This is a genomic window from Paralcaligenes sp. KSB-10 (assembly GCF_021266465.1).
GTDB lineage: Bacteria > Pseudomonadota > Gammaproteobacteria > Burkholderiales > Burkholderiaceae_B.
In genome coordinates this window covers 197474-210930 of record NZ_CP089848.1, presented here as the reverse complement: position 1 = coordinate 210930, position 13457 = coordinate 197474, and the positions used below count along the sequence as shown (strand labels likewise).

Genomic DNA, 13457 nt, shown 5'->3' with positions numbered 1-13457 from the left:
CCACTTGGTATTCTTATGACAGTGAAACCTCAAAATAGTTTTTGAGGAAAATCAATGACTAAGCAAGGGTTTCAGAGGGTACGGAGCGCTCCAGTACAGCGGCAAAAAAGCCATCGGTGCCGTGCCGGTCGGGGCGCATGGACAGATAAGGACCGTCAAGTGTCAGATTTTCGCAACGATCAAGTACGATTTTGCTGGCATCCAGCAGTTTAAAGTCGGGATGTTCAGCCAAAAACACCTCTATTTGCTGCTCGTTTTCTTCGGGCAGGATACTGCACGTCGCATAAACCAGCCGCCCTCCCGGAGCGACGCAGCGCGACGCCTGCTTGAGAATGCGTGCTTGCACCTTTTGTAATTCAGCCAGGGACTCGGGATGCTGGCGCCATTTCAGGTCGGGATTGCGGCGCAGGGTTCCCAGGCCGCTGCAGGGAGCGTCGATCAGCACACGATGAGCCTTGCCGCTCAGGCGCTTGACGCGCTGGTCGTTGTCGGCACTGATCACCACCGGCACCACATTCGACAGGCCGCTGCGGGCCAGGCGAGGCTTGGCTCGAGCCAGGCGGGCCGCCGACACATCAAAGGCGTACAAGCGTCCGGTAGATCGCATCAGCGCCCCGATCAGCAAGGTTTTGCCGCCGGCGCCGGCGCAGTAGTCTATGATCATCTCGCCGCGCTTGGGTCCCACAAGCGCCGCCAGGATCTGACTACCCTCGTCCTGAACCTCGATCTCGCCGTTCTCGAACATGGGCCATCGATTCACGGGCGGACGTCCCTGCAGGCGTATGCCCCACGGAGAATAAGGCGTGGGCTCCGGATCGTAGCGCAAAGCGCCGCCTTCGCGCATTTTTTGCAGCATGGCGGCACGGTCGGTCTTGAGTGGATTGATACGCACATCCAGCGGCGCCGAGCGGTTCAAGGCTTCGATCAAGGCGTCGGGGTCATCGAGTTTCGCCAGGCGCTCGTCGAGCCAATCGGGCAAGCTGTCGCGCACTGCTCGCGGCAGGCTTTTGGGATCGATGCTCTGCACCCGCGCCAGCCATTCCTGCTCGCCCTCATGCAGGCCGGCATACAAAACATCTTTGCTGAAAACCGAGGCCAGGCCCAGGATGGCAAGGCGCCGCGCCGCCGGACCGAAGCCGCTTTCCGCAAAATGGCGATACCGGCGCAAATGGCGCAACACGTCGAATACGGCTTCGGCCACCTCGCCGCGATCGCGCGAACCCAGCTTGGGGTGCGCACGCAGCCAATGCGACAAGGCCGCATCGGCCGGGTATTCCCATTGCAGAATTTCACCCAGTACGCTGCGCACCTGATCGATGCGCACGGCAGCCATGACATAGCGCGGCGCCTCGTCGGCCGGCGCCGTCTTCCGCGCGACAGGGCGCTGTCCGCTTTTTGCGTCGCGCCGCGGACGATCCGCCGCCGAACCGCCACGGCTCCCGCCATCGCGGGTTGTGGAGCGCTTTGTGAAGATGCGCCCGGATTTTTCTGCCTTGTTCATTTTCTACTCTTATTCTGATTGGCCGTTATCGGGCATCATTACAAACGACCGGCTACCCACCCCGTGCACGTGTACGCGCTGCATTGTATCCAGGGTGACCCGGCCTTCCGCGAGCCAGCGCACAACTCGGGCATAAACCAGATGCTCCATGCCCAGCACCCTTTCGGCCAGACTCTCGGGAGTATCCCCGGCCAGAACCTGGACAGCGCCCTGGGCCACAATGGGACCGTGGTCGAGCACCGGGGTCACGAAATGAACGGTGCAGCCATGCCATTGCACTCCGGTCGCCAGGGCCTGCTGATGCGTATGCATGCCTGGGAAGGCCGGCAATAAAGACGGATGGATATTGAGCAGGCGGCCATTGAAGCGTTCGACGAACTCGGGCGTCAGGACACGCATAAAGCCTGCCAGCAGGACATAATCGGGTTGGTAGGTATCGATGACTTGCGCCAGCGCCTGATCGAATTCGCTGCGCGAGGCGTAATCGCGATGAGCGACCAGTTTAGCCTCAATTCCCTGGGCGCGCGCCCAATCGAGGCCCAAGGTGCTGGCCTTGTTGGCTATTACCGCACAAATTTCAGCCGGCAAATCCTGCTCACGCACAGTATTGACAATGGTTTGCATATTGGAACCACGCCCGGAGATGAGCACGACAAGACGGCGCGGACGAGAAAAAGTGGCAGGCAAAATAAAAATTCCCAAGCGTAGGCAATCTAAAATTGTAAACTCTCGGATGTGAAAACCACTCAAAGAATTTATCGTTCCCTGCCCCGCTTCGATTCCCGCTGCCCCAGCGCGGTAACGATAGGCAATTTCGACGGTGTGCATCGCGGCCATCAGGCCATCCTCGCCCGTGTCGGCGCACTGGCTGCCGAACGTGGCTGGGCGCCGACGGTCATGACCTTCGAACCGCATCCCCGCGCCTATTTCGCTTCGCGCGGGCAGCGCCCCGAACTCGTCCCCACGCAAATCAGCAGCCTGCGCGACAAAATCTGGTCCCTGGCGCATCACGGCATAGAACAGATCGTACTCGAACGCTTCAACCGGCAACTGGCCGACATGTCGGCTGAAACCTTCATAGAACAGCTGTTGGTGCGCGGCTTGAATGCCCGCTGGCTGTTGGTCGGCGAAGACTTCCGCTACGGCCACAAGCGCAGCGGCGATATCGATCTATTACGGCGAATGGGAAAGCGGCACAATTTTGACGTCGAAACCATTGCCGACGTAGCCGATGAGCATGGGCACCGGATTTCAAGCTCCGAAGTGCGCACCGCGCTGGCCGTGGGCGACCTGGAACGCGCCGAACACCTGCTGGGCCACACTTACCACATAAGCGGCCATGTAGTGCATGGGCAGAAACTCGGGCGCACCATAGGCTACCCAACCCTGAATCTTCGCGTCCCGCCCCTGTGTGCCGCGCGTTCCGGCGTTTATGTGGTGCGCGTGCATGGCCTGGCCGGACAGGCCATCAACGGCGTAGCCAGCCTGGGCGTGCGGCCTACCGTCAGCAACAGCGGCGTTGTAACCCTCGAAGTGCACATGCTCGACTGCCGGGTCGACGCATACGGTAAACTCATACGGATCGAGTTCCTCAAATACTTGCGGGACGAAGAAAAATTTCCCGACCTACCCACTATGATCGCCGCCATCGACAACGATGCGCAAAGCGCTCGTAATTATTTCGCCTTCCATGGACTATAGAAACACGCTCAATTTGCCCGAAACCCCATTCCCCATGCGGGGCGATCTCGCCAAGCGCGAGCCGGGATGGATTGCCGAATGGGAAGAAAAAAAAGTCTATGCGGCGATACGCGAGGCCAGCAAAGGCCGCCCCAAATTCGTGTTGCACGACGGCCCCCCCTACGCCAATGGCGACATCCATATCGGCCACGCCGTCAACAAGGTCCTGAAAGACATTATCGTCAAAAGCCGCTCGATGGCGGGCTTCGACGCACCCTATGTGCCGGGCTGGGATTGCCACGGCATGCCGATCGAAATCCAGATCGAGAAGAAATACGGCAAGAACCTGCCGGTTGCCGAGGTGCAGGCCAAAGCGCGCGCTTACGCGCTCGAGCAGATCGACCGCCAGCGCAAGGATTTCAAGCGCCTGGGCGTTCTTGGCGATTGGGAAAATCCCTATCTGACCATGAATTTCAGCAACGAAGCCGACGAATTGCGCGTTCTGGCGCGCGTGCTCGACAAAGGCTATATTTATCGCGGTCTCAAGCCGGTGAACTGGTGTTTCGACTGCGGCTCGGCGCTGGCCGAAGCCGAGGTCGAATACGCCGACCGCAAAGACCCCGCCGTGCATGTGGCGTTCAAATTCAGCGACAAGGCCAAGCTGGCCCATGCCTTCGGCCTGCCCAGCGTCGACGACGGAGCTGTCGTCATCTGGACCACCACCCCCTGGACGCTGCCTGCCAACCAGGCCTTGAATGTACACCCCGACATCGACTACGCACTGGTCAGGCTCGATCAACCGCGCGCCACTGGTCCCGTTTTACTGATAGCGGCGGATCTGGTCGATGCCTGTCTGAAGCAATGGGAGCTGAGCGGAACGATTCTGGCCACGGCCAAAGGCTCGGCCCTGGCCAACCTGGAATTCAAGCACCCCTTATACGACCTGGATCCCGGCTATCAGCGCATGTCGCCGGTCTATCTGGGCGATTACGTAACACTCGACGCCGGCACCGGCGTTGTGCACTCCTCTCCCGCCTACGGCATTGAAGACTTCCTGTCCTGCAAAGCCCATGGTTTGACCGATGAACAGATCGTCAACCCGGTCCTGGGCGATGGCCACTATGTTGAAAGCCTGCCCCTTTTCGGCGGCCTGATGATCTGGAAAGCCAACCCAAAAATTGTCGAAGCGCTGGAATCGACAGGCAGCCTGCTCAAGGTAGAACAGCACAAACACAGCTATATGCACTGCTGGCGCCACAAGACGCCGATCATTTACCGCGCCACCAGCCAGTGGTTTGCCAGCATGGATCGCCAGCCAAATACCGGCAAGCCATTGCGCGAAACAGCCTTGGCAGGGATCGATAAAACCGAATTCTTCCCAGCCTGGGGACGCGCCCGTCTGCATGCCATGATCGCCAACCGGCCCGACTGGACCTTGTCGCGCCAGCGCCAATGGGGCGTGCCCATGGCCTTTTTCGTGCACAAGGAAACCGGCGAACTGCACCCGCGTACCGTGGAGTTCCTGGAACAAGTCGCCCTGCGCGTCGAAAAGCAGGGCATAGAAGCATGGCAGTCGCTCGACCCCAGGGATCTGCTCGGCGACGAAGCCGACCAGTATGTCAAGAATCATGACACCCTCGATGTCTGGTTCGACTCCGGCAGCACCCATGCGACTGTACTCGGTGGCCGGGACCACGGCATCAAAGGCTCGCATGCCGATGCACTCAAATGGCCCGCCGACCTGTATCTCGAAGGCTCGGATCAGCACCGCGGATGGTTCCATTCTTCACTGCTGACCAGTTGCATGCTGTACGGCGAACCGCCTTACAAGGCCTTGCTGACGCACGGCTTTGTGGTCGACGGCCAGGGCCGCAAAATGAGCAAGTCGGTCGGCAATGTCATTGCGCCGCAAAAAATATCCGACTCTCTGGGCGCTGAAATCTTGCGCATGTGGACAGCGACGACAGACTACTCCGGCGAACTGTCCATTTCCGACGAAATCCTCAAACGGGTTGTGGAAGGTTATCGCCGCATCCGCAATACCTTGAAATTCCTGCTGGGCAATATCCACGATTTCAACGCCGGCGCCGATGCGCTGCCGCTTGAGAAAATGTTCGAAATCGATCGTTATGCCCTGGCCATGACATCACAGATGCAGGCCGAGGTACTCGCCAATTTCGAGCGCTACGAGTTTCATCCCGCGGTTTCGCGACTGCAAATTTTCTGCTCGGAAGATCTCGGCGCTTTCTACCTCGATGTGCTCAAAGACCGCCTGTACACCGCCGCTCAGAACAGCGCGGCGCGGCGCTCGGCGCAAACCGCGCTTCACCACATCACGCACGCGCTGCTCAAGTTGCTCGCCCCAATACTTTCCTTCACCGCCGAGGAAGCCTGGAAAGACCTGCATGCCGGCCGCGAAGTCGCCACTATTTTTACCGAACTCTTTCACGCGCTGCCCAACCAGGTCGACGCGCACGTGCTGATCGAAAAATGGTGCCGGCTGCGCGAAATACGGGCCGATGTCATGCGTAAAATCGAAGATGTACGCGGCACGGGCGATATAGGCTCGTCGCTGGCGGCCGAACTCGATGTATACGCCAGCGGCGACGACTATCAATTGCTTGCCACGCTGGAAGACGATTTGCGTTTTGTCTATATCGTGTCGCGCGCCACACTGCATCAGAGCGAAGGCGGCCTGCGCATTGAAGTCAACGCGACGTCCAACAAGAAATGCGAACGTTGCTGGCATCACAGGGCCGATGTGGGCAGCGATCCCGAGCATCCGGAAATATGCGGCCGCTGCGTCGACAACCTGTTCGGCAAAGGCGAGTCGCGTCATCATGCCTAAGCCCGGTTCCTCAGCCCCGGCCCGCCCGAAAAACGCGCGACGTTTCTGGGGCTGGCTGCTTGGAGCCCTGCTGATTGTGATCCTGGATCAACTCAGCAAGACATACTTCAATACACACCTGCAATATGCGGAACGCTGGCATTTGCTGCCTTTCTTCGACTTCACCCTGCTGCATAACAACGGTGCGGCTTTCAGCTTCCTGGCCGAAGGGCACGGTTGGCAACGCTGGCTATTCACAGCTATTGCGCTGGGCGCGGCGGCCCTGATCATCAATCTGCTGCGGCGCGATCCGAACCAATGGCTGTTTTGCTGCTCGCTCATGGCCATCCTGGCCGGCGCGGTCGGCAATGTCGTTGATCGTATCCAGCACGGACACGTAATCGATTTTCTGCTGTTTTACTGGAATAATTGGTATTTTCCGGCATTCAACATCGCCGATGTCTCCATTACCTGCGGCGCGATATTGCTCATACTGGACGAATTGCTGCGTTTCCGGCGCGAGCGTCGTCGCCTTTCGTAGGCAAGGGGGTGATCCCAGGAAGCGCGGCGTAGAGGTATGATCAACTCTTGTACCAACCGTTAACCAACGCCTCTGCACACCCCTGGACCTTATTACGAGCACACCTCTGTGATACAAGACCTCGCACAAAAACGGATTGTTTTAGGTTTGACCGGCGGCATTGCCTGCTACAAGGCCGCCGAACTGATACGCCGCGTGATCGAACGGGGCGCCATTGTCGATGTCGTCATGACCGAAGCCGCCACGCACTTCATTACGCCAACGACCCTGCAGGCCCTGTCGGGACGGCCGGTGTACGTCGAAGCCTGGGATGCCCGCATACCCAACAGCATGGCCCATATCAACCTGACTCGCGGGGCCGACGCCATTCTGATTGCGCCAGCCAGTACCGATTTCATGGCCAAGCTGGCTCATGGCCTGGCCGACGATCTCTTGTCCACGCTTTGCGTGGCCAAGGGCGAGTGCCCGCTGCTGGTTGCTCCGGCAATGAACCGCGAAATGTGGCTGCATCCGGCCACCCAGCGCAATGTGCGTCAACTTCGGGACGACGGCGCCGCCATCCTGGGCCCGGGAGTCGGCGACCAGGCCTGCGGCGAGATCGGCAGCGGCCGCATGCTTGAACCCGACGAGCTTCTCAGCGAACTGATTGCATTCTTCCAGCCCAAGATTCTGGCAGGGCGGCATGTCGTCATTACCGCCGGCCCAACCGCGGAAAAAATCGATCCGATCAGGGTCATCAGCAATCGATCATCGGGCAAGACAGGATATGCCATCGCCCAGGCGGCGCGCGAAGCCGGCGCCGAGGTTACCCTGATCTCGGGGCCGACGGTGCTGGCCTCTCCCTACGGAGTAAGCCGGATCAATGTGGAAAGCGCCAGAGACATGTACGCGGCGGTCATGAACTCGGTAAGCAGAGCCGATCTGTTCATTTCCGTTGCCGCCGTCGCCGACTGGTACGTAAGCAATGCCAGTAACAGCAAAATCAAAAAAACCGGCACGGCAACCGCACCCGAGATCGAGTTTGCGCCCAACCCCGACATTCTGGCCGAGGTGGCACAACTGGCCAACGGCCCATGGTGCGTGGGTTTCGCCGCCGAAACCGAAAATTTGCATGAATATGCCGAAGCCAAACGCCAGCGCAAAAAAATACCCCTGCTGGTAGGCAACCTGGCGCAGTACGCCATGAACGCCGACGACACCGAACTGGTGCTGTTCGACGATCAGGGCCAGACAGCCCTGCCCGTGCTGCCTAAAATCGAAGCCGCACGGCGATTGATCGAAGCCATTGCCCTTAGATTGCCCCACGGCCTGAAGGCCGTTACGGCCCGCAAAGCGGCTCAGTAGGGGCTTGGCCATGGCGCAACATATGGGTCCTCACGATGGCGATTACGCCAAATACATCGAAAACCTGGGCAAGCACAAACCCGTAGACACGCCCGGTACTGAAGAACCCGTCCAAACAGGCCACTCCATCCGCGCCGGGAAATCGCCTCAGCCGGGAAAAGCCGCAGGTAAGCCAGCCGCCAGGGTCGATTCCGGCGCGACACTCAAGGCCCCGCGTCGCATAGGAATACTGTTGAGCATAAGCGCCTATGTGCTGCTTTTTGCCGCCTTGCGGCAAGGCATTCATATCATGCAAACTTCTCCCGCCAGCATCGACGACTGGATTCCAGTCGGCTTCATGCTCATTGCCGCGCGCCTGCTGCTTGGCGCGGGGCGCGCCGCGCGCAATCCCCGCACCAAGCCTCAGGACCCAGGCAAAAGCTTTCCGGAACATGTCGATTACTGATTGGACAACGCTACGCGCCATCGAGCGCATACCGCAATATCGGCAGATCCACCCGGAGCCCAAGTTGAACTCCTGTTTTTGAATCGCCACTTTAAATTATCATTACCCCGAATGTTGAAGCCCTAGATCGAGGCTGCTTTTTTTGTTCGCAACGATCAACGCCGAACCTGAACCACCCTCCGAATATCAGCCAAACCGAGTCATCAATTGAAAAAAATTGCATTGAAAATTCTAGACCCCCGCATGAACGATTGTTTGCCGGCGTATGCCACCGGAGGCTCTGCCGGCCTTGACCTGCGCGCCTGCCTGGATGCGCCAATTACCATAGCGCCAGGCGCAAGCGAACTGATACCTACCGGCTTATCCATACATATCGCCGACCCAGCCTATGCCGCCATGATCCTGCCACGCTCCGGCCTCGGACACAAGCATGGAATCGTGCTCGGCAATCTGGTGGGATTGATCGATTCGGATTACCAGGGGCCATTAATGATTTCGGCATGGAATCGGAGCCAGCGCGAATTCGTGCTGCAGCCCATGGAGCGTCTGGCGCAGCTCGTGATCGTGCCCGTGCAGCAGGTCGAATTCGATATCGTCGACGATTTCCAGGGCAGCGAGCGCGGCGCCGGCGGATTCGGCAGCACCGGCCGCGCCTGAGCGGTGGCGGCCACAAGATCGCTTCGAAGCAACGAAGGCTAGTGCATTTTCGGTTTAGGTGTTTACGGCGCTGAACGTGTTTCTGTGACTTTTGTTTTGAGCTTCTTTTAGGCTTGGGTAGGCTGTACTGGCTTGAGCGATGACTTTGGGCTGTGCGTTGCGGTGTTGGTGACGGTTAATTCTATAAAGACGCCGCAGGGTGGGCGGTGCTGTGTAGTCCGGCACGTCCAGCGGTCGGCTAGCTGCGCTAGCCGACTGCCCGGGTCTGCCTCGTCCAGGCGGGCGTCGGGCGAACTCGCCCGGCCTCGCGAGGCCGGGCTCAGACAGCGCCCGCCGAAGGCCCCCGCCTTCCCTTCGTCAGCACCCGGCGCTGGACTACCGCCGGACTACACAGCACCGCCCACCCTGCGGCTTGCGTTGAGGCAATGCATAGAGAGAGGCATTAGGGTCATGCACTGAGAGAAACGGTGAGGTCATGCATCGAGGTATACGCTGGGGCCGGCACGTTCATTCCAGGCATGCCCTAACGTGAGCCGTCTATCGGGGCTTGGGGTCAGGACCGGCGTAAGGCGTGCGCCGGATGCTACCGTAGGGAAGGCGGGGGCTTTCGGCGGACCATGTTTGAGCGTAGCCGCGCCAGCGGCGTAGCGAGTTTGGCCCGACGCCCGCCTGGACGAGGTAGATCCGGATCAAGCACGCCGTGCCGGCCCTGACCCCAAGCCCCGATAGACGGCGTCTTAAAATACCAAACCGACCAAAACATCGAATGCTTCAAACACTTAAACCGAAAATGCCATAAATATGCACAAGAGGCGTCCTTGTGAGGCACCTTCGCCCCGATCAGACAAGCTCTTCTTCCCCCAGATAAGCAGCGCGCACTTTGGGATCGTTGAGCAATTGAGCGGAAGGCCCCTCCAGGATGATCTGCCCCGACTCCATCACATACCCGCGATGACTGGTTTCAAGAGCCAGCTTGGCGTTTTGCTCGATCAGCAAAATGGTGACCCCCTCCGAAGCAATGGCACGCACGACCTCGAAAATCTTTTCAACCATCAGCGGCGCCAGCCCCATCGAAGGCTCATCCAGCAACAACAGGCGCGGCCGGGATATGACCGCGCGCCCCATGGCCAGCATTTGTTGCTCGCCGCCCGAAAGCGTGCCCGCGGATTGCTTGCGGCGCTCCGCCAGGCGCGGGAACAAGGCAAACACACGCTCGGTATCCTGCCGCACGGCATTCACATCCTTGCGGCTGTATCCCCCCATGGCCAGATTTTCTTCGATGGTCAGTTGACCGAAAATCCCCCGGCCTTCGGGCACCATGACCAGTCCCTGGCGCACCAGCGTAAACGACGGCGCGCCGACAATCGACCGACCGTCGTAACTGATACTGCCACCCACCACCGGCACCAGGCCGCAAATCGCCCTGAGCGTTGTACTTTTACCGGCCCCGTTGGCACCGATCAGACTGACGAGCTCGCCCTTGCCCACATGCAAACTGATGGATCGCACGGCACGTATGCCTCCGTACGCCACCTCAAGCTTGTTCAGCTCCAGCAGCCTTTCCACCTGACTCATTGGCGAACCTCCCTGTCGTCGCTCGCGCCTTGAACAGTTGGCGGCACGGCTTCTGCCGAGCCGGCCCCCAAATAGGCTTCAATAACCTTCGGATTGCGCTGGACCTCGGCTGGCCTGCCTTCGGCCAGGACCTTCCCGTACTCCAGCACCAGCACCCGGTCGCAGAGGCCCATGACCAGTTTCATGTCGTGTTCGATCAGCAGCACTGTGACTCCGTCGGCGCGAATTTTTTCGATCAATCGGCGCAGCACGATGGTTTCCGATGCATTCATACCCGCCGCCGGCTCGTCGAGCGCCAACAGCATTGGGTCCGTAGCCAATGCCCGTGCAATTTCAAGCCGGCGCTGGTCGCCATAAGGCAGTGAACTGGCCACATCGTTCGCGCGATGGCCTATTCCCACGTAATCCAGCAGTTCCTGCGCGCGCCGCTCAACCGCCGCTTCTTCGCTGCGCGTGGATTTGTTGCGGGTGATCGCACCCCAGACGCCGGCGCGAGTACGAATGTGGCGCCCGATCATGACATTTTCAATAGCGCTCAAACTGCCGAACAGGCGAATGTTCTGGAAGGTGCGGGCAATGCCGACAATGGCGATCTCGTGCGGTTTTAGCCGCGTAAGCCGATGACCCATGAAATTGCACGTTCCCGATTCGGGCACATACAGGCTGGTCAGCACATTGAACAAGGTTGTCTTGCCCGCCCCGTTGGGGCCAATCAAGCCATAGATATCGCCCTTGCAAATGGAGAAACTGACGTCCGACAAGGCCTGCAGCCCGCCAAAGCGCTTGCTCAGCTTGCTGGCGACCAGCAGCAGATCGGGCATGGATCGGGCATCCTGATTAATGCTCGCTTGCGTCATGCCTGGCCCTCCTTGTCGTGGCTGAGTTCGCGGCGCCGCACGGCCGAGGGCCACAAGCCGGCCGGCCTGTAGATCATCACGCACACCAGGGCCAAGCCAAAAAGCAGCATGCGTATGCCGTCCGGATCGAACACCACCGAGCCAAAGATATGCTGCTGCAATGGCACCACGACCTCACGCAAAAATTCCGGAAAGACCGACAGCAGGACAGCGCCGAGAATAACTCCCGGAATGTGGCCCATGCCGCCCAACACGACCATGCACAGTACGGATATCGATTCAGTCAGGCTGAAGCTCTCCGGGCTGACAAAGCCCTGCATGGAGGAGAACATGGCACCAGCCACACCGCCGAATGTGGCGCCCATGGAGAAAGCCAGCAATTTAATATTGCGCGTGTTGATGCCCATGGCCTTGGCGGCTATTTCGTCTTCGCGTATGGCCTGCCAGGCGCGGCCAATGCGCGAATTCTGCAAGCGCACGCATATGATCACAATGATGATCACCAGCAAGAGCAGGAGGTAATAATATTTTTCGGGGCCCGTGATGCGAAACCCCAGCAGCGTCTGGGTGCGCCCAAACGCCATTCCCCCCACGGAAAAGGAATCGACGCGGTTGATCCCCTGGGGCCCGTTGGTGATATTGATGGGCGCATCCAGGTTGTTGATGAAGATGCGGATAATCTCGCCAAAGCCCAGTGTCACGATGGCCAGATAATCGCCACGCAGCTTCAATGTGGGCGCGCCCAGAATCACCCCAAAGAACCCCGCCAGGCAAACGGCGGCGGGCAGGATCATCCAGAAGGGGTAGTGCAGATTGAAATGCGGCGACGCCAGCAGCGCCCAGACGTAAGCGCCAACGGCATAAAACGCGATGTAGCCCAGATCGAGCAGGCCGGCAAAACCCACCACAATATTCAGGCCCAGCGCCAGCATGACATACAGCAGCGCGAAATCGATCGTGCGCACCCAGCTTTGCCCGGCCATGCCCAGCACAAAAGGCAGCACGGCCAGAGCAGCGGCAAAGAGCGCGATACCAAACCAGACTTTGGGCCTCGTGCCCTGCTGGGAGCTGGAGGAAAAAGAATTCATCATGCGCGGTCTCCAACCCGCTCACCGAGCAGGCCCGATGGGCGAAAGACCAGGGCCAGGATCAAAACGATAAAGGCGAATACATCCTGATAATTGCTGCCGAAAACACCGTGCGTCAGGTCGCCGATATAGCCAGCCCCGAGCGATTCGATTATTCCCAGAAGCAGGCCGCCCAGCATGGCGCCCCCCAGATTGCCGATTCCGCCCAGCACCGCGGCCGTAAAGGCTTTCAGCCCCAGCAGAAATCCCATGGTGTACTGCGCCACGCCGTAATAGGTAGTCACCATCACGCCGGCAACAGCGGCCAGCACCGAGCCTATGATAAAGGCCGCCGCGATGACCGTATTGATATTCACGCCCATCAGGCCGGCCACCTCGCGGTTTTGCGCAGTGGCTCGCATGGCCGTACCCAGCCGCGTACGGTGCACCACCAGCAACAGGCCCGCCATGATGGCGATCGCCGACAAAATAATGGCCACTTGCAGAAAACTGATGCGAGCCCCGCCAATCTGATAGATCGTGGGCTTGATGATATGCGGGAAGCTTAGGTAGTTGCGGCCCCAGACCATCATGGCCAGCGTCTGGATAATGATGGATACCCCAATCGCCGAAATAAGCGGAGCCAGACGCGGCGCGCGGCGCAAGGGCCGATAGGCGAAGCGTTCAGCGAGCCAGCCCAGCGCGGCGCACACCGGAATGGCCGCAGCCAGCGAGACGGCAATGACAAGCCATGGCGACATGCCGCCCGGATCGGCGCCGACCAGGGCGGTTACCACCGTGGTGGCTACCATCGCCCCCACCATGACCACATCGCCATGAGCAAAATTGATCAGCCCGATAATCCCGTAAACCATGGTGTAGCCAAGCGCCACCAGGGCATACACACTGCCCACGGTCACCCCGTTGATTAGCTGCTGGAGAAGAATATCCATGCTCTATGAC

General features: G+C 59.5%; 12 protein-coding genes. 6 read left to right on the top strand and 6 right to left on the bottom strand.

Going from position 1 to position 13457, the window contains the following annotated elements:
- Window positions 1-58 precede the first annotated feature (58 nt).
- A complete protein-coding gene (locus LSG25_RS00955; protein ID WP_370635982.1) occupies window positions 59-1333 on the bottom strand; it encodes an RsmB/NOP family class I SAM-dependent RNA methyltransferase in 1275 nt (424 codons plus the stop codon).
- A 177-nt stretch (window positions 1334-1510) separates the two neighbouring features.
- Window positions 1511-2188, bottom strand: coding sequence for a phosphoribosylglycinamide formyltransferase (gene purN / locus LSG25_RS00950; RefSeq protein ID WP_255696613.1), 678 nt, complete (start codon window positions 2186-2188; stop codon window positions 1511-1513).
- 48 nt (window positions 2189-2236) lie between these two features.
- Between purN and LSG25_RS00945 the strand changes: the two genes are divergently transcribed.
- The 6 genes from LSG25_RS00945 (at window position 2237) to dut (ending at window position 8995) form a co-directional block, all read left to right on the top strand.
- Window positions 2237-3202, top strand: coding sequence for a bifunctional riboflavin kinase/FAD synthetase (locus LSG25_RS00945; protein WP_232742865.1), 966 nt, complete (start codon window positions 2237-2239; stop codon window positions 3200-3202).
- Window positions 3192-6029, top strand: a complete 2838-nt coding sequence (ileS, locus tag LSG25_RS00940) for an isoleucine--tRNA ligase (RefSeq protein WP_232742864.1) — start codon at window positions 3192-3194, stop codon at window positions 6027-6029. The genes LSG25_RS00945 and ileS overlap by 11 nt, the downstream gene beginning before the upstream one ends.
- Complete coding sequence (gene lspA / locus LSG25_RS00935; protein ID WP_232742863.1) at window positions 6022-6549, top strand: signal peptidase II; 528 nt, start codon at window positions 6022-6024, stop codon at window positions 6547-6549. Before ileS ends, lspA begins: the two co-directional genes overlap by 8 nt.
- A 111-nt stretch (window positions 6550-6660) precedes the next feature.
- Window positions 6661-7893, top strand: coding sequence for a bifunctional phosphopantothenoylcysteine decarboxylase/phosphopantothenate--cysteine ligase CoaBC (gene coaBC / locus LSG25_RS00930; protein WP_232744511.1), 1233 nt, complete (start codon window positions 6661-6663; stop codon window positions 7891-7893).
- Between the two features lie 10 nt (window positions 7894-7903).
- Window positions 7904-8338: a hypothetical protein gene (locus LSG25_RS00925; RefSeq protein ID WP_232742862.1), complete on the top strand. Its 435-nt coding sequence runs from the start codon at window positions 7904-7906 to the stop codon at window positions 8336-8338.
- A gap of 207 nt (window positions 8339-8545) precedes the next feature.
- A complete protein-coding gene (gene dut / locus LSG25_RS00920; RefSeq protein ID WP_232742861.1) occupies window positions 8546-8995 on the top strand; it encodes a dUTP diphosphatase in 450 nt (149 codons plus the stop codon).
- 840 nt (window positions 8996-9835) lie between these two features.
- Here dut and LSG25_RS00915 read toward each other — a convergent pair.
- Genes LSG25_RS00915 through LSG25_RS00900 form a run of 4 tightly spaced genes read right to left on the bottom strand, consistent with a single transcriptional unit; the run spans window position 9836 to window position 13447 of the window.
- Complete coding sequence (locus LSG25_RS00915) at window positions 9836-10570, bottom strand: ABC transporter ATP-binding protein (protein WP_232742860.1); 735 nt, start codon at window positions 10568-10570, stop codon at window positions 9836-9838.
- Window positions 10567-11427, bottom strand: coding sequence for an ABC transporter ATP-binding protein (locus LSG25_RS00910; protein WP_370635930.1), 861 nt, complete (start codon window positions 11425-11427; stop codon window positions 10567-10569). Before LSG25_RS00910 ends, LSG25_RS00915 begins: the two co-directional genes overlap by 4 nt.
- Window positions 11424-12515, bottom strand: a complete 1092-nt coding sequence (locus LSG25_RS00905) for an ABC transporter ATP-binding protein (protein ID WP_232744509.1) — start codon at window positions 12513-12515, stop codon at window positions 11424-11426. Before LSG25_RS00905 ends, LSG25_RS00910 begins: the two co-directional genes overlap by 4 nt.
- A complete protein-coding gene (locus tag LSG25_RS00900) occupies window positions 12515-13447 on the bottom strand; it encodes a branched-chain amino acid ABC transporter permease (RefSeq protein WP_232742859.1) in 933 nt (310 codons plus the stop codon). The genes LSG25_RS00905 and LSG25_RS00900 overlap by 1 nt, the downstream gene beginning before the upstream one ends.
- Window positions 13448-13457: the final 10 nt, after the last annotated feature.

Excerpts from the sequence above, each read along its gene's own strand:
- LSG25_RS00955 (WP_370635982.1), bottom strand. The coding sequence starts at position 1,333 with ATGGCTGCCGTGCGCATCGATCAGGTGCGCAGCGTACTGGGTGAAATT.
- ileS (WP_232742864.1), top strand. The coding sequence starts at position 3,192 with ATGGACTATAGAAACACGCTCAATTTGCCCGAAACCCCATTCCCCATG.
- lspA (WP_232742863.1), top strand. The coding sequence starts at position 6,022 with ATGCCTAAGCCCGGTTCCTCAGCCCCGGCCCGCCCGAAAAACGCGCGA.
- LSG25_RS00925 (WP_232742862.1), top strand. The coding sequence starts at position 7,904 with ATGGCGCAACATATGGGTCCTCACGATGGCGATTACGCCAAATACATC.
- LSG25_RS00915 (WP_232742860.1), bottom strand. The coding sequence starts at position 10,570 with ATGAGTCAGGTGGAAAGGCTGCTGGAGCTGAACAAGCTTGAGGTGGCG.
- LSG25_RS00910 (WP_370635930.1), bottom strand. The coding sequence starts at position 11,427 with ATGACGCAAGCGAGCATTAATCAGGATGCCCGATCCATGCCCGATCTG.
- LSG25_RS00905 (WP_232744509.1), bottom strand. The coding sequence starts at position 12,515 with ATGAATTCTTTTTCCTCCAGCTCCCAGCAGGGCACGAGGCCCAAAGTC.
- LSG25_RS00900 (WP_232742859.1), bottom strand. The coding sequence starts at position 13,447 with ATGGATATTCTTCTCCAGCAGCTAATCAACGGGGTGACCGTGGGCAGT.